Origin of the sequence: Paracoccus seriniphilus (assembly GCF_028553745.1) — a bacterium.
In the GTDB taxonomy this organism is placed as follows: domain Bacteria; phylum Pseudomonadota; class Alphaproteobacteria; order Rhodobacterales; family Rhodobacteraceae; genus Paracoccus; species Paracoccus seriniphilus.
Genome location: NZ_CP067129.1, coordinates 1,311,335 through 1,328,205, shown reverse-complemented (window position 1 = coordinate 1,328,205; position 16,871 = coordinate 1,311,335). Strand labels below are relative to the sequence as shown.

The following is a 16,871-nucleotide window of genomic DNA, read 5'->3' as shown; positions in this document are numbered from 1 at the left end:
TCCCATCCGGTTTCAAGTGACCTGCCACTGAACTTTCATCCAGCCACGACTTGAGCCTGGTTGCTTTTCACGCCGATTGGCGCAGGTTTAGCAATCGCCCGGCACTCGGAGCTTTCATCTCGCGCAGCGGGACAGGCGATTGCGGTCGTTTGGGGCCGTGCATAGGCAGCCGGGCTCTGGCAGTTCAAAGTCGAATGCGGGCGTTCGGTGTTGTAGTCGGTGGTCCAGAGCGCGATCACGGCTCGGGCGTGAGCCAGATTGCAAAAAAATGAGGTCTCGTTGAGCAGTTAGCAGCGCATGCGGCCATTGAAAACTTGAGAAACGCGCGAATGTTGGTGATGCCCTGAGGGGCGGCATATCATGGCGGTGTCGAGTCGCCTTCAGTTCTCTGCTGAGAAAAGGATATGCCACGTGTCAAAGACGACCATCACTCAACTGCCCGATCCATCGGGTTTTACATCCGACCCCTTCACGGACATCCTGCGCGATGGAGCGCGCAAGCTGATCGAACAGGCGATCCATGCCGAACTGGCCGCGTTGCTGAACAGCTTTTCCGGGGAAAGGCTGGAGGACGGGCGGGCCCGCCTGGTGCGCCATGGTCACTTACCCGAACGCGAGGTGATGACCGGCATTGGGCCGGTGCCGGTGAAAGTGCCGCGTGTACGGGATCGGGGCGCTGGCGAAGACAAGATCAGCTTCACACCCAGCATCCTGCCACGCTATCTTCGCAAAGCGAAATCGGTCGAAGAACTGCTGCCGTGGCTTTACCTCAAGGGCGTGTCCACGGGCGATTTCACCGAGGCCCTGCAGGCGCTGCTGGGCCCGAACGCCAAGGGCCTGTCTGCCAAGACCATCACGCGGCTGAAGGCCGACTGGTGGACAGACTATGAGTCGTGGCAGAAGCGCGATCTTGGCAACCGTCACTTTCTCTACATCTGGGCCGACGGGGTCTACTTCAAACCGCGCATGGCTGAGGAAAAGCAATGCGTTCTGGTGGTTGTGGGCGCGGATGAATATGGCCGCAAGGAGCTGCTGGCGATGACCGACGGCTTCCGTGAAAGCACGCAAAGCTGGCGCGAGCTGCTGCTTGATCTCAAGCGTCGCGGCCTGAAGCAGGACCCGAAACTGGCCATCGGCGACGGCGCCATGGGGTTCTGGACGGCCCTGCGCGAGGTGTTCGCCACAACGCGAGAGCAACGCTGCCGGGTTCACAAGACCATGAACGTGCTGAACGCGATGCCGAAATCCGTGCAAGCCAAGGCCAAGGGGCATCTGCACGACATCTGGCAGGCTGAGACCAAAGCCGAAGCGAACGCAGCCTTCGAGTTCTTCGTCGAAACCTACGGCGTAAAATGGGACAAGGCGGTCGCCAAGCTGGTCAAGGACCGGGATGCGCTGCTGACCTTCTACGACTATCCGGGCGAACATTGGAAACACGTCCGGACGTCAAATCCGATCGAAAGCACCTTCGCCACCGTCCGGCATCGCATTTTATCTCTGCCATGAGCCAGGAGGCATTCATTGCCGATGCTTGGGAAGTCGTCGGTCGCAAGGTCTCAAAAGAACTCTTGCTTTCAGATGTTTACCAGACAGCCAAATCATCTGTGGGCCTGCCCATTGCGCAGGGTTCCGATGCAGCCCGGATGTTTCGAATGGTCCTCGCAGAAGGGCGCAGCTTGATCGCACAACGCAATGCAATCGAAGACCGTGCTGTCGATCTGCTCAAGCACCATCGGGACTATCCGCTGCTGACATCCATCCCGGGGATCGGGCCGATCAATGCGTTGACCATCCTGACTGAGGCCGGCGATCTGCGCCGCTTTCAGCATCACCGCCAATTCTTGAAGTTCTGCGGCATGGATCTGGCGACCATCCAGTCGGGTACTTTCCGAGGCCAGACCAAGCTGTCCAAATACGGCAACGCCCGATTGCGCCGCACACTATGGATGGCCGGTCAGGTGGCGATCATGCAGCGGACCAACAGCTTCCGCGATAAATTCGAGCGTTACATCGCCAAGGATCGACAAAACACCCATTTGCGCCGCAAGGCGTATACCGCAATCGCCGCAAAGATGGCCCGCACCGTGCATGGAATCATCAAGCGTGGCGAACCCTATCGTCCCTTCCTTGAGGGATGATCGACAGCAGAAGGACCTTTCTCTGACAGGGCCGTAGAGGCGGGCATTCGACCTCGTAGATAATGTTCAGGCCTTATGCTCAACAACCCGAAGATCTCGTCTTAAGGACGGTGAGAGCCGCAAAAGCGTACTCTGTGTTTGTTATGGGAGAAACATGTCGTTGACCAAAATGCCGAACTGACACAAACTCGACCATGCTGGAACGCTGCAGCATGACAATGACCTGATGCCAAATCAGCAAATCATTCCGCGCATAGGATGTTGTCGACTCGAATGGTTCGAGGCGCACCGCGCCATTCGATGATCTGGTTCAGCGCCCTGACGACGCGTTCCGCGGGGAGCGAGAAGTCGACCTCGATGCCCAGCTGCATATTTCGGGGTTATGCGCCCACCGTTTCCGATTTGATGCGCCCACCCGTTCCGATTTCATCCGCCCATCGATTACGAGGCATTCGTCCCCCTGTGACTTGCTGCTGCGAGGCAATCTGTAACTGGCTACCTTCGGCCTCTTTGGCACGAAGGTAGCCCGATGAAGAGATTGCCGATGCGGAAGATACGCGACGTTTTGCGGCTGTCAGCCGAGGGTCTGTCGACACGCCAGATTGCAGCGAGCCTGGCGATCGGGCGCACCACCCTTCGGGGCTACCTCGATCGTGCCAGTGAATTGGGCCTGAGCTGGCCTCTGCCGCCCGAGATGTCCGATACGGACCTCGAGCGGCTGATCTATTCGCGGACAGCGCGCGATGTTCCGAACCGCGCGACCCTACCTGACTGGACTCATATCCACTGCGAGTTGCGCCGCAAGGGCGTGACGCTCTCGTTGCTGTGGGAGGAATATCGCGCCGATCATCCGGAGGGCTACGGCTACTCCCGGTTCTGCGAACTGTATACGCGGTGGGAAGGCAGGCTGTCGCCGGTGATGCGACAGCGCCATCCGGCGGGCGAGCGGCTGTTTGTCGACTATGCAGGGCACACGATCAACGTGATCGACCCCATGACTGGCGAAGTACGCCCGGCACAGCTGTTTGTCGCGACCCTTGGAGCCACGAACTCTACCTTTGCGGAGGCGACCTGGACCCAATCGCTGCCGGATTGGATCGCGAGCCATGTGCGTGCCTTTGGCTTCTTCGCAGGAGTGACTGCGCAAATCGTGTCCGACAACCTGAAGGCCGGGGTCACCAGGGCCTGCTTCTACGACCCTGCGGTCAACCGGACCTATGTGGATCTGGCCGCGCATGACGACGCGGCTGACCCATCACTGCGACATCGTTGAGACCGGCAACGAGAGCTGACGCTTCAAGGCTCTTGAATGATCAAGGCTCCCGCTGGCCCGATACGGCTGCGCTGTCTGATGGCTCCACCGCATCGGGCCAGCTACCCGGTGCGCTCTAAGGGGGGCATTTTTGGGTGCCGATACGGGATCAAGTGCGGCGCGACAAACTGGATGAGATTCCGCGTCAATCAGGATGAGACGTTGCGGCGGACGTATGTCGAAGGGAGAACACGCGCGTCCATGACGACCGTCACTGGGTTCTCCCCTTCGCGGAAGCCCCGTGAGCGGGCCACGTCCAAAACCGCCTTCACGCGTTGCGCGACACGGCGGGCGGTCTCATGCTTCTCGGTCCAGATAGGGGAGAGGACTTGCAGTACTTCTGGCTGGTCGATCTCCGATACGGGCAAACGGCCGATCTTGGGGAAAGCGTAATCTGCAAGCGTATTGATCCACTGCTGGCCGTGCTTCGGGTTCTTCCAGGTCGGCAGGCGTTTGATGTGGACCTGACGTGCGACCTCCTCGAAGCATGGCACCTCCTTGTCGCGGTGGTACTTCGGGTTCAGCCTCTGCTTGGCGAGGCGTCGGTATTCAAGCGCTCGCTCGCGGGCGACTGTCAGGGTTATGATGTCAGCGCCGCCTAGACCAAAGTCCGTTCGGTTGGACTTGCCTTGGCGATTGCGCTGCCCCTTCACGGTGACGCGCACGATCCAGCGGCGGGTACCCGATGGGTCTACGACAAGGTAGAGGCCATTGGACGTACCACCTTTCATACCATGGAACGAACAGCGTCGGGCGCAATCGAAGTGAATCGAACGCAATCAATGAATAAAAATAATCGTATAAATACATGTATTTATACGATATCAAGCGATCTAGGGCCATTCAATGAGAATGGTAGGTGGCGGAGGATATGGGACCGGGATCCGACGTTACCCAACGATCTAGGCGTCGCAAAAGCCCACATCGAAACCGTCGCGGATTGATCCTGATCAGAGAGCCCAAGGCCACGGTTCGTATATTTCAACGGCATGGAAACAGGGAGAGACTCGATTGCACGTGGCACTTGAAACCAGTGAGAGGCGCAGAGGTGCGGCCGGGTTCGTGGCCTTTCTGTCCATCACCTTCGCGATCACCTGGGGGGTGATCGGCAGCTACATCATCTGGCCAGAGGCGATGGCGACCCGGTTCGGCGAGATCAGCGGCTCTCATCCATTCTACTTTCTGGCCACTTGGGCACCGGCCATCTCGGCGGTTGTGCTTGTCCTCGCTCTCTTCGGCATCTCGGGATTGCGCGGATTGCTGTCGCGTCTGTTGATGTGGCGTTGTCCGCCCGGCTACTGGGCGTTCATCCTCGTCGTGATCCCGCTCGTCTTCATCGCGGGGTCGCTCATCAAGGGCGGGCCGCTCTTGACGCCCTTGCCGCCCGAGGGCGTGGGGCCGATGGTGGCTGCGATGGTGATGATGCTGTTTCTCGGCCTGATCGGCAACATCACGCTGGCGATCCTCGTGACGCCGATCTTCAACGCGGCGCGCGGCAGCCTTCTGTTGTCTATGCTGTTCCACTGGCAGCTTATCAACCCGTTCTGGCCGGATGCGCAGCCGTGGGACTCCTGGATCCTCGTCGGCGTCGCGGCAGCCGTCGTCTGGTGGAACCGCAAGACGATGTTCTCGCGCGAGGGCGCTGTGACCGAGATCATCCTGCGCGAGGCGCGGTCATGATGCGGATGCTTCTGGCGAACGATCCGGTGGTCTTCCATGCCCGGTGAACGCATGCGTCTGGCGGTCGTCTCCGGTCTCGTGGCGGTTCTCCTCGCCACCTTCCCGGTCTCGCCCGGCATTGGGGCAGACGGAACGCTGCCGGACCGGCTGACCGAAAGCGTCGAGGCACGCATGGCTGCCGACGGTGTGGCCGGTGCCGTTGTTGTGCTGATCGAGGGCGGCGAGCCGGTCTGGACCAAGGCCTTCGGCATGGCCGATCCGACCTCCGTTCGGCCGATGAAGGCCGATGCCCTGTTTCGGGTCGAGTCGATCTCGAAACCCGTCACCGCCTGGGGCGCGATGCGGCTGGCCGAGACTGGGCGGCTGGACCTCGACGCGCCGATCGGTGCGTGCCTTTCGCGCTGGTCCCCACCCGAGGCGATGCGCAAGGTCACCCCGCGCATGCTGCTCAGTCACACCGCCGGGATCGGCCTTGGCGACTTCGCCGCGCGCTTCCCGCCCGAGGAGCCCAGGCCCGACCTGCCCACGCATATCGCGCAGGATTTCACTCTGATCGCCGCGCCCGGTTCGGGATTTTCCTATTCCGATACCGGCTACAACCTGATGGAACTCGTGGTCGAGGACTGCACCGGCGAGGATTTCGCCGCGCTCATGGCGCGCGAAGTGCTGGCGCCGCTCGGGATGGCAGGGGCGAGCTTCGACTGGATCGGCGCGGAGATGCCCGTGGGCCACGACCTACGGGGAGGGCCTGTCGCGCCTTACGTCTATCCGGGCCGTGCCTCGGGCGGGCTGCACGCCACCGCCGCCGACATCGCGCGTTTCGCTGTGGCTGGGATGGAGGGTGCGGAACAACCTGTTCTTTCGCCCGAGGGGGTGGCGGCGCTGCACCGGCCCCAAGTTGCGGTTGGTGGCCTGTTCGGCATGGCCGCGCAGGGCTACGGGCTTGGCCATTTCACCGAAGTCCTGTCGGATGGACGCGCGGCGGTCTGGCACGGCGGACAGGGCCATGGCTGGATGAGCCATATGCACATCGTGCCAGAAACCGGCGACGGTATCGTGATCCTGTCAAACAGCCAGCGGGCCTGGCCACTCTTTGCCGCCCTTTTGCGCGACTGGTCGGAAAGCCTCGGTGTTGCACCAGTCAGAATGACGCGCGTGCTTTGGGCAGAGCGCTTGGCACGTCTCGGCATCGCACTCGGCCTCCTTGTCGCGACGTTCGGTGCATGGATGGCCCGCAGACCCAGACGGCGGCCCGAAGTCGCGCGGATCGCGGCGGCGGGGATCGGCGCGGCCATGATCCTCTGGCCCCTCTGGGCTGCGGCGCAGGATTACCTGTTCCTGTTCTCGATCCTGCCCGGCCTCTGGCCATGGCTGGGCGCAGCCTCGGGCCTGGCGGGGCTGGGCCTTGCCGCAATGGCCCTTGCACCGGAGCGGCAACGATGACCCTCTTGCGTCTTGTGCCCCTTGTTCTGATGGCGGCTTTGGCCTGCGGACTACTCTGGAAAACACTACCCGCCCGCACCTCTCCCGTCGCCGGTCCCGACCCGATCGCCGAGTTGATAGCGGCGGAAATCGGCGGGATGACCCAGTGGCTGCTGATCCGAGGGGCGGACCGAGATGCGCCAATCCTGCTCTGGCTGCACGGCGGGCCCGGCGCGGCCCAGATGCCTGCCCACGGCCTCACCGCTGCGCTGGAGCGCGATTTCGTCGTCGTGCACTGGGACCAGCGCGGCGCGGGCAAGTCGAACCCGCCCAGTTTCGACCCGGCGACCATGACGCTTGAGCGATTCCTCATGGACGCGCGAGAGGTCACGGCGATTTTGAGGGAGCGCGTGGGCAGACAGCCCCTGTTCGTGTTCGGCCATTCCTGGGGAACGATGCTGGGCGCACGGCTGATGGCGCGCTGGCCGGGGGAATATGCGGGCTATATCGGGGTCAGCCAGCAAGTGGACACGCTGCGGGGAGCGGCGCTGACACGCGACTGGCTGCAAGAGGTGGCCCCGTCCGACCTCGCCCGCCTCGATCCGCAGGCCTTCCGCGACCACGATCTCTATGTCCGTCTCATGCAAGAGGTCGAGGCCCAAGGCGGCGGGATGGATGTCTCACTTGTCTCCATGATGCCACGCGCGCTTGCCGCACCGGAATATCGGCTGCCCGATTACTGGCGCTGGCTCGACGGTGCAAACCGTGGCAGCGGGCCGATGTGGGACGAATACCTCGTGCGGGACCTAATCGCCGAGGTGCCAGTGATGCCGGTGCCGATGCTGCTGATTTCGGGTGCGCAGGACTGGAACACGCCGGTCGAACTGGTACGGGAATGGTTCGCGGCGGTCGAGGCTCCGCAGGGCAAGCGGATGGAGGTGTTCGACCAATCCGGCCACGCGCCCTTCCTGACCGAGACCGCGCGCTTCGTGGACACGGTGCGCGGCTTTGCGGCTGAAATCGAAGAGATCCCGGAATGACTGTGGCATGGCTGACGATCTTTGGCGCCGCGTTGACCACTCTGGCAGCGACGACGAGCCTCGGCATGGTCATTCTTCCCGAACGCTGGAGCAGGCTTGAGGCTCGGGCCTATGGCGGCGCAAGGCGGCCTTGGTGGGTCTGGGTTCTGGCCGGGCTTCTGCTTGCCGTCTGGGGGATTGGCGCGGTGGATCATGCGCTGCATCCCGCAGCCGGCAGGACCTGGGCAGGCTGGGCGCTCGTCGTCGGTGTCCCGGCGCTCTGGGCGGTCAAATCCGCTGCGCTGGTGTTCAATCCCAAGGGGCGCGCCGTCGTGTCCTCGATGTCCGACCCCAAGGCATGGCGCCAGATCGGGCTGGCCCGGTTGCCGATCGTTCCGGTTCTGGCTGTGCTAACCCTGTTTGCCTAAGCGCCCGTTCAGTTCAGCGCGCCGGGCAAGCGATCGCCCCGCACGAGGAACCGACCGTCGATCCGCAGGCCCAAAGGCTCGCCCGAGATTGGCGGTGCGCCTTCGGACGCGGGCCGTTGCGCATGGATATGCAGATGCGGCTCGGTCGAAGCGCCGGAGTTGCCAACCTCGCCCAGCCGGTCGCCCACTACCACCCGGCCACCGGGCACGAGCGAGATACTCCCTTGTCGCATGTGTGCCAAAACGATCTCGGCCTCGCCACAACGCAGGATAACGTGGTTGCCGAGGCGGTTGACCGTGTCCTGCTCCGGCACCTCGAAATCGGGCTGGTCGTTCTCGACGGCGACAACCGTGCCAGCGCAGGGCGCGCGCAGCTCGGCCCCGAAAATCGCGTAGGCAGCCGGATCGGCAGGCCGCCAGCCAGACGCACGCAGCCCCCACGGCCCCAGCCCGAAGAAATCGACCGCGAAAGATTGACCGCGCCAAGGGCGGAACCGCTCGACGTTGGCATCGAGCGTCCGCATATGCCCGTTCACCAGCGGATCGGAACCTCCATGGCCGACCAGATAGCGCCCCGGGCCGAAGGGATTGGCGATATCCACCACCTCTACCGGCGGCGGACGCTGGCCCAGCATCGCCCGGGCACCGGTCCAGCCGCCGAGACCGAGGAGCAGGACCGACAAGGCGATTGCGCCCCATCCCCCAACCGCGTCGGGCAACCATGGCAGCCCCGAGATTTCCTGACGCCAGCACGCTGCGACCGCCAGCACGAGCCAGAGCGCGCCGTAGACCCTCGGTAGCCACCAGACCGGAACCGCCCATTGCGCAACCCGCGCCAGTGCAAAGAGGAAAGCCCCGGTCCCCGCGGCCTGAAGCAGCAACCCGATAAAGCTGCCGGCGGGCCAAAGGCCGAGCCAGGCAAGGAGTGTCAGGGGAAGGGCAATTTGCGTCAGCAAGATCAGGACTGTCATGGCGAACCGCTCCCGGCGAGATCATAAGTGGTGCGCATCAAACCGGCCCTCCGAAGGCGAGCTCCCAGCGCAACAGAAAGGTCGCAAGCGCCGCGAGCGACAGCGCAAAGGCCGTGTCGTGGATGCGCCGCCAGAGGCTCCAGCTCGCAACACGCCAGACCGGGACGAGCGCCAGCAGCGCGAGGGGGGCGACCACCGCAACCATATTGCCCATGGCGAGAAAGGTCTCAAAGGTCGGTTGCGGCTGGTCGAACAGGAATCCCTGCCGGCGCGCGCCGCCGTCACGCCAATCAAACAGAGTGCCAGGACGGCTGCGACAGGCAGGGCGATGGATCCGAGCAGCCGTATCATGGCCCTGCCCCGGGAAAGGTGATGGCGGTCACCTCGGCCAGAAAGAAGGGGAAATAATCGTCGGTCCCGAACATGTTCCCCGCCTCGACCCGGAAGGGCAGACGATATCCCCCCACCTCACGGAAATCGGACAGATGGCCGCCAAAGGGTTGCAGGCGATGCACCTTGTCGGGGTTGGCGTCGCTCCAGCGCATGAAGGCAACCTGCACCGGACGCCCTTCGCCATCCACCGTCACATCCACCACCTGTTCGAGCGGGCCATGGCGGATGGTCACGCGGGCGATGTTCTCGTCCACCGCCTCCCAAGTCACACCGGGTCCGGGCAGAAACGCAGTCGGGGACCAGAACACGGCCTCGCCCACATAGCGTCCAAAGGCCGAGCGAGCGTGGTCCAGATCGCCGCCCATACGGGTCACCGGGATCAACCCGAAGATGCGAAAGCGGGTCCAGCGGCCGGAATCCGATCCGGAAATGGGCATTCCGCTGGTTGTGCGCATGGCCCAGACGAAACCCTCCGGCGCGGCAAGGATCTGGTGCGCTTCCATCGGCTGATAGGCGGGGTTGTCCTTCGTGCCGAGGCTGAACTGCCCCCGCATTTCGATCTCCGCCACTGGCAAGAGCGGCGCGCCGGGAAGAATCGTAAACCGGAAGTAGCGCCGGGCCGGTTCCGGCATGTCCGCCACCATCGTCGGGTCAAAATGCTCCGGGTTCGCCGGCTGGAGTGCGGCCAGCCTGTCCCATTCGGCACCGTCGGCACGCAAATCCAAGAGCCTGATGGCGAAAAGCGCCATGAACACAAGTAGGATCGTAGCAATAATTCCGATGACGACATTCACGCGATCTGCTCGCTGGCTTGTGGCACCGTACCGATAAAACTGATCGAAAGAGGCAACTTTGACTTACATCAAGGCTGCCCGCCTCTGTTGCAACCAAGCCCGCATAGACCGCAAAATTGCTCTGCGATCCTATTGAGACAGCCGCAACAGTCGAACGACCAAGGACACCCCCGCGCGTTCAATGCGGCGCATTGGACGGCTGGAGGGCGTGCATTCCCATGTCCGTTCCGTGGCTGAGCAGGCAAAACCAGCCTGTGCAGGTCTCAAGTGGGAGGGCAGACCCAATCGCGGATAAAATCAAATCCGAGAAATCCAAACTCTCTCACCACAGTCGCGACCGCTGCAAGTTCGTAGTTTATCATGGTGTGCCTTCCTTATCCAATCTTGCTCCCCCAGAACGACGTCTGATCCGCCGCGAAATACCCGTCCGCGGCGCGGAAATTCCCCTGCAGCTCGACGGTATCGCCAGCCGCCAACGACACCATGGTCTGTAGCTCGGGCGAGAGGGCTTTCACCTCCGCCCCCAGCTGCGCAGCAATGCCAGCCAGGCCAACGCGGAGAAGACGCCTCCTCCGCCTGCGCCGGCCAGGGCATAGAGGTTGAGCGGCTTCAGGTCGAACGTCCCCATGGCAAGGTCGAACTCCGCCAGCCCGGCCATCGCAAGGCCCGAGGCCGCCAGGCAGGCCAGATAGACCAGCCCGCGTGCAAGATTCCAGGTCATGATGTTGCCCTTTTTGCGAGCATTGCTCGCAGAAAACCGGAACAAAAGTGCAGCAGGTCCAACCTGGCGCTGCCTTACCAGCCTCTCACCCCAGTCCCATGGACCAAGTTCATGGAAAGCGTATTCGGGCACGACAACTATTTCGTCCACTTCAACCGTCAGCCGGTGTCGCGGTCGCTGTGCTGGATGCCCACACCGATCGCTTCCTGCGCAACCTGTTCCGCAATAACCTGCCGCCTGCGCCGCCCGAGCCGGGCATGATGATGATCAACCTCGCAACGGCTGCGGCGCCCGCAGGCGATCCCGTGATGAGCGGCGAGGATCTTGCCGTCTTCATCGCAGCTTTCGAGGAAACCGGGTTCACGGCAAGCATCAATTGGTACAGAAACATGGATCGCAACTGGCACATCCTCGCGGATGTGGACCCCATTGTCCGGCAGCCGGCACTCATGATCTACGGGACGCGGGACATGATTCCGCCATCCGAAGCCCTCGCGGATTTCGTCCCGAATGTGGAGATGCTCAGCCTCGACAGCGGCCACTGGATCCAGCAGGAGAAGCCCGGAGAAACCACTCGGACGATCCTGGACTGGCTTGCGGTTCGGCAGGCGGCCTAGGCGGCAGTCACGGTCCATCGGCGGACGCGAACGCAATCCGTTCGCTCCTTGCCGTGCCCGTGATATGGTCGAGGGACATGCGACCCGCAAGGGGCGCTCACGCGAGGGACGACCGAGAAGAATGGACAAACTTTCCGTCATGCACGCCTTCCGCCGCATCGTCGAACGCGGCAGCTTCGCGCGTGCGGCGGAGGATCTTGGCGTATCGCCCGCGCTTCTGAGCCGCGAGATCAAGCTGCTCGAAGAGAGTCTTGGCACCACGCTGCTCACCCGCACGACCCGCTCCATGTCGCTTACTGATGCCGGGCGGCTCTACTACGACGAGGCGACAGGCATTCTGGATGCCGTAACCCATGTCGAGACGCGCATCCGCGATGGTGCCGGGGCGGTCCGGGGGCACCTCAAGGTCAACGCCTCCAGCTCGTTCGGGCAGACAGTGATCGCGCCGATCCTGCCGACGTTTCTCGACGCCTATCCCGATCTGCGGCTGACGCTGTCCATGGACGACCGGGTGGTGGACATGGTCGAGGGCGGGTTCGATGTCTCGATCCGCATTCGGCCTGCCATGCCGGACTCGGCGCTGGTGGCGCGCAGGGTCGGGACGATGCGACAGCGGATCTTCGCGGCACCCGCCTATCTGGAAAGGGCGGGCATGCCGGTTGTCCCGAAAGACATCGCCCGGCACCGGGTGATCGGCTTCCTGCTTGCGGACCACTTGACCTCATGGGCGCTGACTGGCCCTTCTGGCACGGTCACGATCGACCTCGATCCGCCGGTTCGTGTCGGCAACAGCCTCGTCCTGCGCGACCTCCTGATCGCAGGCCAGGGCATCGGCACCTTGCCTGACTTCGTCTCGAACGAAGCCGAGGCGCGGAGCGAACTGGTGCGCGTTCTGCCCGACTGGGAGCTTCCTGCGCCGGAGATCTTCGCCGTGACGGCCTCGCGGCTGGGGATGGACGCGAAGGTCACGGCCTTCCTCGACCACCTGCGCGCGGCGCTCCGGCCCTGACATTCTTCAACCTGCGTAAATAATGAAGTGACATCCGGCCGATTATTCCGGCCCGGCCGATCCCCGATCCTCTCAGGCATCGAAACCTGAAGCTCCGAGAGGATCCCATGACCCGCGTTCTTGTTCTCTACTATTCCAGCTATGGCCATGTCCGTGCCCTTGCGCAGGCCGAAGCCGAAGGCGCACGCAGCGTGCCCGGCACCCATGTCGACCTGCGTCGCGTGCCTGAAACTGTTCCCCAGGAAATCCGGCAGAAGGTTGGCTTCGCAGCGGATGACACGCACGTTGCCGCACCGGCCGATCTGGAGGCCTACGACGCCATCATCTTCGGTACGCCGACGCTCTTCGGCATGATGGCCGGGCAGATGAAATCCTTCCTCGACCAAGCCGGTGGCCTCTGGGCGCAGAATGCACTGGTCGGCAAGGTCGCCGCCGTCTTCGCCTCCACCGGCTCGCAACACGGCGGACACGAGGCGACGCTGTTGTCGACCCAGATCCCGCTGCAGCACTTCGGGATGCTGATCGCGGGCATGCCCTACACCTTCGCCGGTCAGACGACGGCCGAAAGCATTGTCGGCGGCGCGCCCTATGGCGCGGGCACCATCGCCGGGGCCGACGGCTTACGCGCGCCCTCCGAGACCGACCTGGCCGGCGCGCGTTTCCAGGGCGCGCATGTTGCGCGGATCGCGACACTGCTGGCTGGCGCCAATCTGAACGAGGAGGCCGCGTGATGCCTGCTTTGACCATCGACTTCTTCCACGACGTGGTCTGTTGCTGGTGCTTCAACATCTCGTCGCGGATGCGGCCGCTTGCCGCCGAGTTCGATCTCGATATCCGGCACCGCACCTTTGTCCTGCAAGCCAGTCGCGCCGAGATGGCCACCCGCTGGGGCACGCCGGAAGACGCCCGCGAGACCATCCTCGGGCACTGGGCGGCCTGCCGTCAGGTCAGCGACCGGCCGGAGCTCATCGATATCGACGCGATGCGCGCGGCCCCGTTTGACTATCCCCACGGGCTGACCGCCGCGCTGGGATGCAAGGCGGCGGAACGGCTTGGCGGACAGGCCGCCCACTGGGACATGTTCGACCGCCTGCAGCGCGCGCATCTGACCGAGGCGCGAAACGTCGCCGACCCGGCAACGGTGCTGCACGCCGCTCGGGACCTGGGTTTCGAGAGCGCTGCTTTCGCCGATGTTTTCGAAGACCCGGAAACTCTTCGTGCCGTCGAGACCGATCGGCAACACGCCCGTGCCCTCCAGGTCCGGTCCATTCCAACCCTCATCGTCCGCGAGACCGGCGCCCGGCTCGTCAACGGACCGCGCGAGGATCTGGCCGCGCAACTGCGCGCCGCCCTCCGCCTCGTCGCCTGAAAGGTAATGCCATGACCCTCCCGTTCTTCCGAACAGATACCCGGCCCCGCCGGAACATCCCGCGCGGCGTGCCGCGAGACTTGTCGCCCCACCTGATGCGCGACATGGGCCTCGATCCTTGGCCGGACCACCCGCGCTTGCCCATCCACCCGCTCTGGTGAGCCCCGACAGGAGGCATGACCCATGTCCCGCACCACCGACATTCTTCTGACAGCGCTCGCCCCGGCGATCTGGGGCAGCACCTATCTCGTCACGACCGAGGCGCTGCCCGTGGGCTATCCCGTGACCCTTGCAGCACTTCGGGCCTTGCCGGCCGGACTGCTGCTGCTTGCTGTCACGCGTTGTCTGCCACCCCGTGCCTGGCTCGGTCGCGTATTCCTGCTCGGCAGTTTCAACTTCGCGCTGTTCTGGGCGCTCTTGTTCGTGGCCGCCTACAGGCTTCCCGGCGGGGTGGCGGCCACGCTGGGATCGCTGCAGGCCATGATGGTGATCCTGATGGCACGTGGGTGGCTCGGCACGCCGATCCGGGCAGGTGCGGTTGCCGCAGCTGCAACTGGCGTTCTGGGCGTGGCGCTTCTGCTGATCTCGCCGGACGCCGCCCTCGATCCCATCGGCATCGCCGCAGGGCTTGGTGGCGCGGCATCCATGGCGGCGGGCACGGTCCTCAGCCGGAAATGGCAACCGCCCGTCTCGGCCCTCAGCTTCACCGCCTGGCAGTTGACCGCCGGGGGGTTGATCCTGTTGCCGCTGGCGCTGATCGTGGAGCCCGCGCTGCCGACACTCACGGCGACGAACCTGGCCGGACTGGTCTGGCTCGGGCTCATCGGTTCTGCGGCCACCTATGCGCTCTGGTTCCGGGGCGTCGCCCGGATCGAGCCCGGCGCGGTCTCGATGCTGGGCATGATGAGCCCGGTAACGGCGGTGATCCTTGGCTGGGTGGTGCTGGGTGAGTCGCTGTCCCTGCTGCAGGGATTCGGCGCGCTGATCGTCCTCGGCTCGGTCTGGGCAGGTCAACGGGCGAACCGCCCGACGACACAAGTGCCGACAAAGCCGGAGGCAGGTCCCGACCCAGCTGATGGAACGATCATGAACCGCACCGGTGCGTTTCTGGCAATGTTCGGCGCGAATCCGTTCCGGTACGTCATGGCCAATCGCACCGAAATGAAACCCTGATGAGCGATCCCGCGCTGACGCCCGAGTTTCCCCGCCAAGCCCGCCTTGCAAGCCTGCTGTACCTGCTCATCATCGTCGCGGGCCTAGGGGCCGAGCTGGGCCTGCGTGGCCCCTTGATCGACCTTGGCGATGCGGCAGGCACCGCGGCGGCGATCCTGGCCGCCCCGGGCCAGTTCCGGCTGGCCATCGCCGCCGACCTGGTGATGGCGCTTTCCGATGCCGGGCTCGCCATACTGCTTTATCTGATCTTTCGGGCCGCGTCGCCGGTGCTTGCCCTGTCCGCGATGGTGTTCCGGCTGATCCAGACTGTGCTGGTCGCCGCGAACCTCATGGTCCTGCAAGCCGCGTGGCTTCTGATTTCTGGCCCCAACGAGCTTGTCGATGCCAACGCGCTTGCGCTGGTGTTCCTCGATCTGCACGGTCATGGCTATGATCTCGGCCTCATTTTCTTTGGCGTCAACAGCTTGATCATGGGTCTGCTTGTCTGGCGATCAGGTCATTTTGCGAAGGTCTTCGGGGCCGGCCTGGCGATCGCCGGGCTCGTCTATCTGATCGGCAGCGGCCTGCGCTTCTTCTCCCCTGAATGGTCCCAGGCATTCGTACCGGCGTATCTACTGACGATCCTCGCCGAGACGGCGTTCTGCATCCGGCTGCTTTTTCAAAGGAACAGCCACCGAGAAAGGAATGCGGTGGCATGATCTGTCAATGCCTTGGCGGACGAGGCCATTACTTTGGCATCAGATCCCGCTACAGGCCAATCCTGAAATCTTTTCATCCGTAATGAGGGAGACATAACAATGTTGTCTGAATCTCCGACGCTGCACATGCTGTGCGGTAAGATCGCATCCGGGAAGTCCACCATGGCCGCCCAGCTTGGGGCCACGCCCGGAACGGTTCTTATCGCTGAGGACTCCTGGCTCGATGCGCTCTTCGCAGATGAGCTGCATTCGCTGAAGGATTATGTGCGATGCTCATCGAAGCTCCAAAGTGTTATGGGGCCTCATGTGGTCGGCTTGCTGAACGCGGGTGTGTCGGTCGTCCTCGACTTCCCGGCAAACACCATCGCGCAACGCGCCTGGATGAGGGAGATCATCGCCGGCACTGAAGCCGCGCACCAGCTTCACGTGTTTGACGTGCCAGACGAGGTCTGCTTGGCTCGGCTGCGCGCGCGCAACGCGGCGGGTGACCACCCCTTCGCGGTCACGGAGGCGCAGTTCCTCCAGTTTTCCAGTCACTTCGCACCGCCGACCGCTGAAGAGGGCTTTGATGTCGTCGTGCATGGCGAAGAACACGATCAAGTGCAGGAGGCCTGAAAATCAGAGCAGAAGGCGTGCAGAATACGCACCCCCAAAAGAGCAATTGGTCGCAATCAATCTACGCGCTGCATGCAAATCATCTTGCTCGCGGGTGTTCGCGGCTGCATTGCCATTCGCCACTTGTGTTTCCGGGGCCGCTTAGTGAGGCCGGACGACCCACATGCCCGCACCTGCGCCCGCAGCACGGCGTAGTCACTCATCATCTCAACGATGGCCAAGCCTTGCCGCAGAAGGGCCGGCTCCTCGGCTAACGGGATCAGTCGGACCTCGTAACCCAGCTTGCCGATCTCACGGCCCCAGAAGTGCGCGCCGCCACAGGCTTCCATAGCAACAAGACAAGACGGCAACTGGCTGAAAAAATCCAGAACCTGTCCTCGCCGCAGCTTCTTGCGCACGACTGCTCGCCCTGCGCCGTCAGCGCCATGCACTTGAAACACATTCTTCGCCAGATCGAGCCCGACCGTGATAATCTCCGACATGACCGTCATCCTTTGTGGATCATCGCAGAC

Annotated in this window: 16 protein-coding genes and 5 pseudogenes; 14 read left to right on the top strand and 7 right to left on the bottom strand. The window is 63.4% G+C overall.

Annotation, left to right across the window (positions count from 1 at the left end; translation table 11 throughout):
* Nucleotides 1–35 precede the first annotated feature (35 nt).
* Nucleotides 36–311: pseudogene (locus JHW44_RS06495) on the bottom strand (integrase core domain-containing protein); the annotation flags it as partial.
* Between the two features lie 100 nt (nucleotides 312–411).
* On the opposite strand from JHW44_RS06495, the pseudogene JHW44_RS06490 reads away from it, so the two are divergent.
* The 3 pseudogenes from JHW44_RS06490 to JHW44_RS06480 form a co-directional block, all read left to right on the top strand.
* Nucleotides 412–1,488, top strand: a pseudogene (locus tag JHW44_RS06490) (IS256 family transposase); the annotation flags it as partial.
* Nucleotides 1,479–2,164, top strand: a pseudogene (locus JHW44_RS06485) (transposase); the annotation flags it as partial. The pseudogenes JHW44_RS06490 and JHW44_RS06485, both read left to right, overlap by 10 nt.
* Before the next feature lie 503 nt (nucleotides 2,165–2,667).
* Nucleotides 2,668–3,315, top strand: a pseudogene (locus JHW44_RS06480) (transposase); the annotation flags it as partial.
* Nucleotides 3,316–3,599: 284 nt separating this feature from the next.
* Here JHW44_RS06480 and JHW44_RS06475 read toward each other — a convergent pair.
* A complete protein-coding gene (locus JHW44_RS06475; RefSeq protein ID WP_089342893.1) occupies nucleotides 3,600–4,181 on the bottom strand; it encodes a tyrosine-type recombinase/integrase in 582 nt (193 codons plus the stop codon).
* A gap of 331 nt (nucleotides 4,182–4,512) precedes the next feature.
* Here JHW44_RS06475 and JHW44_RS06470 point away from each other — a divergent pair, with 331 nt between their 5' ends.
* Genes JHW44_RS06470 through JHW44_RS06455 form a run of 4 tightly spaced genes read left to right on the top strand, consistent with a single transcriptional unit; the run spans nucleotide 4,513 to nucleotide 7,999 of the window.
* Complete coding sequence (locus JHW44_RS06470) at nucleotides 4,513–5,130, top strand: CPBP family intramembrane metalloprotease (protein WP_272850309.1); 618 nt, start codon at nucleotides 4,513–4,515, stop codon at nucleotides 5,128–5,130.
* A 36-nt stretch (nucleotides 5,131–5,166) separates the two neighbouring features.
* Nucleotides 5,167–6,573: a serine hydrolase domain-containing protein gene (locus JHW44_RS06465; protein WP_089342895.1), complete on the top strand. Its 1,407-nt coding sequence runs from the start codon at nucleotides 5,167–5,169 to the stop codon at nucleotides 6,571–6,573.
* A complete protein-coding gene (locus JHW44_RS06460; RefSeq protein WP_179217621.1) occupies nucleotides 6,570–7,592 on the top strand; it encodes an alpha/beta fold hydrolase in 1,023 nt (340 codons plus the stop codon). Before JHW44_RS06465 ends, JHW44_RS06460 begins: the two co-directional genes overlap by 4 nt.
* Nucleotides 7,589–7,999 (top strand): hypothetical protein, encoded by a 411-nt coding sequence (locus tag JHW44_RS06455; protein ID WP_089342897.1) that lies wholly within the window; start codon nucleotides 7,589–7,591, stop codon nucleotides 7,997–7,999. Before JHW44_RS06460 ends, JHW44_RS06455 begins: the two co-directional genes overlap by 4 nt.
* 8 nt (nucleotides 8,000–8,007) lie before the next feature.
* Here JHW44_RS06455 and JHW44_RS06450 read toward each other — a convergent pair whose 3' ends face one another.
* The 4 genes from JHW44_RS06450 to JHW44_RS06435 form a co-directional block, all read right to left on the bottom strand.
* Nucleotides 8,008–8,970, bottom strand: coding sequence for a M23 family metallopeptidase (locus JHW44_RS06450; protein WP_089342898.1), 963 nt, complete (start codon nucleotides 8,968–8,970; stop codon nucleotides 8,008–8,010).
* Between the two features lie 37 nt (nucleotides 8,971–9,007).
* Nucleotides 9,008–9,184 (bottom strand): hypothetical protein, encoded by a 177-nt coding sequence (locus tag JHW44_RS06445; RefSeq protein ID WP_179217622.1) that lies wholly within the window; start codon nucleotides 9,182–9,184, stop codon nucleotides 9,008–9,010.
* Between the two features lie 133 nt (nucleotides 9,185–9,317).
* Nucleotides 9,318–10,112, bottom strand: coding sequence for a DUF6544 family protein (locus tag JHW44_RS06440; protein WP_089343258.1), 795 nt, complete (start codon nucleotides 10,110–10,112; stop codon nucleotides 9,318–9,320).
* Nucleotides 10,113–10,668: 556 nt separating this feature from the next.
* Nucleotides 10,669–10,878 (bottom strand): hypothetical protein, encoded by a 210-nt coding sequence (locus JHW44_RS06435; protein WP_089342899.1) that lies wholly within the window; start codon nucleotides 10,876–10,878, stop codon nucleotides 10,669–10,671.
* A gap of 179 nt (nucleotides 10,879–11,057) precedes the next feature.
* Here JHW44_RS06435 and JHW44_RS06430 point away from each other — a divergent pair, with 179 nt between their 5' ends.
* The 7 genes from JHW44_RS06430 (at nucleotide 11,058) to JHW44_RS06400 (ending at nucleotide 16,359) form a co-directional block, all read left to right on the top strand.
* The gene (locus JHW44_RS06430; RefSeq protein WP_179217623.1) at nucleotides 11,058–11,495 is read left to right on the top strand and encodes an alpha/beta fold hydrolase; all 438 of its coding nucleotides are present in this window, start codon (nucleotides 11,058–11,060) and stop codon (nucleotides 11,493–11,495) included.
* A gap of 121 nt (nucleotides 11,496–11,616) precedes the next feature.
* Nucleotides 11,617–12,504, top strand: coding sequence for a LysR family transcriptional regulator (locus tag JHW44_RS06425; RefSeq protein ID WP_089342900.1), 888 nt, complete (start codon nucleotides 11,617–11,619; stop codon nucleotides 12,502–12,504).
* Nucleotides 12,505–12,611: 107 nt separating this feature from the next.
* On the top strand, nucleotides 12,612–13,235 hold the full coding sequence (gene wrbA / locus JHW44_RS06420; RefSeq protein WP_089342901.1) for an NAD(P)H:quinone oxidoreductase: 624 nt from the start codon (nucleotides 12,612–12,614) through the stop codon (nucleotides 13,233–13,235).
* Nucleotides 13,235–13,873, top strand: a complete 639-nt coding sequence (locus tag JHW44_RS06415; RefSeq protein WP_089342902.1) for a DsbA family oxidoreductase — start codon at nucleotides 13,235–13,237, stop codon at nucleotides 13,871–13,873. Before wrbA ends, JHW44_RS06415 begins: the two co-directional genes overlap by 1 nt.
* 183 nt (nucleotides 13,874–14,056) lie before the next feature.
* Nucleotides 14,057–15,046 (top strand): EamA family transporter, encoded by a 990-nt coding sequence (locus JHW44_RS06410; RefSeq protein WP_089342903.1) that lies wholly within the window; start codon nucleotides 14,057–14,059, stop codon nucleotides 15,044–15,046.
* Nucleotides 15,046–15,744, top strand: a complete 699-nt coding sequence (locus JHW44_RS06405) for a DUF4386 domain-containing protein (protein WP_089342904.1) — start codon at nucleotides 15,046–15,048, stop codon at nucleotides 15,742–15,744. Before JHW44_RS06410 ends, JHW44_RS06405 begins: the two co-directional genes overlap by 1 nt.
* A 99-nt stretch (nucleotides 15,745–15,843) precedes the next feature.
* On the top strand, nucleotides 15,844–16,359 hold the full coding sequence (locus tag JHW44_RS06400) for a P-loop nucleotide/nucleoside kinase family protein (RefSeq protein WP_089342905.1): 516 nt from the start codon (nucleotides 15,844–15,846) through the stop codon (nucleotides 16,357–16,359).
* 224 nt (nucleotides 16,360–16,583) lie between these two features.
* Here the strand turns inward: JHW44_RS06400 and JHW44_RS06395 are convergent.
* A pseudogene (locus JHW44_RS06395) lies at nucleotides 16,584–16,841 on the bottom strand (IS110 family transposase); the annotation flags it as partial.
* Between the last annotated feature and the right edge of the window lie 30 nt (nucleotides 16,842–16,871).

Excerpts from the sequence above, each read along its gene's own strand:
- JHW44_RS06475 (WP_089342893.1), bottom strand. The coding sequence starts at position 4,181 with ATGAAAGGTGGTACGTCCAATGGCCTCTACCTTGTCGTAGACCCATCG.
- JHW44_RS06465 (WP_089342895.1), top strand. The coding sequence starts at position 5,167 with ATGCCCGGTGAACGCATGCGTCTGGCGGTCGTCTCCGGTCTCGTGGCG.
- JHW44_RS06460 (WP_179217621.1), top strand. The coding sequence starts at position 6,570 with ATGACCCTCTTGCGTCTTGTGCCCCTTGTTCTGATGGCGGCTTTGGCC.
- JHW44_RS06455 (WP_089342897.1), top strand. The coding sequence starts at position 7,589 with ATGACTGTGGCATGGCTGACGATCTTTGGCGCCGCGTTGACCACTCTG.
- JHW44_RS06450 (WP_089342898.1), bottom strand. The coding sequence starts at position 8,970 with ATGACAGTCCTGATCTTGCTGACGCAAATTGCCCTTCCCCTGACACTC.
- JHW44_RS06445 (WP_179217622.1), bottom strand. The coding sequence starts at position 9,184 with ATGGGCAATATGGTTGCGGTGGTCGCCCCCCTCGCGCTGCTGGCGCTC.
- JHW44_RS06440 (WP_089343258.1), bottom strand. The coding sequence starts at position 10,112 with ATGGCGCTTTTCGCCATCAGGCTCTTGGATTTGCGTGCCGACGGTGCC.
- JHW44_RS06435 (WP_089342899.1), bottom strand. The coding sequence starts at position 10,878 with ATGACCTGGAATCTTGCACGCGGGCTGGTCTATCTGGCCTGCCTGGCG.
- JHW44_RS06425 (WP_089342900.1), top strand. The coding sequence starts at position 11,617 with ATGGACAAACTTTCCGTCATGCACGCCTTCCGCCGCATCGTCGAACGC.
- wrbA (WP_089342901.1), top strand. The coding sequence starts at position 12,612 with ATGACCCGCGTTCTTGTTCTCTACTATTCCAGCTATGGCCATGTCCGT.
- JHW44_RS06415 (WP_089342902.1), top strand. The coding sequence starts at position 13,235 with ATGCCTGCTTTGACCATCGACTTCTTCCACGACGTGGTCTGTTGCTGG.
- JHW44_RS06410 (WP_089342903.1), top strand. The coding sequence starts at position 14,057 with ATGTCCCGCACCACCGACATTCTTCTGACAGCGCTCGCCCCGGCGATC.
- JHW44_RS06405 (WP_089342904.1), top strand. The coding sequence starts at position 15,046 with ATGAGCGATCCCGCGCTGACGCCCGAGTTTCCCCGCCAAGCCCGCCTT.
- JHW44_RS06400 (WP_089342905.1), top strand. The coding sequence starts at position 15,844 with ATGTTGTCTGAATCTCCGACGCTGCACATGCTGTGCGGTAAGATCGCA.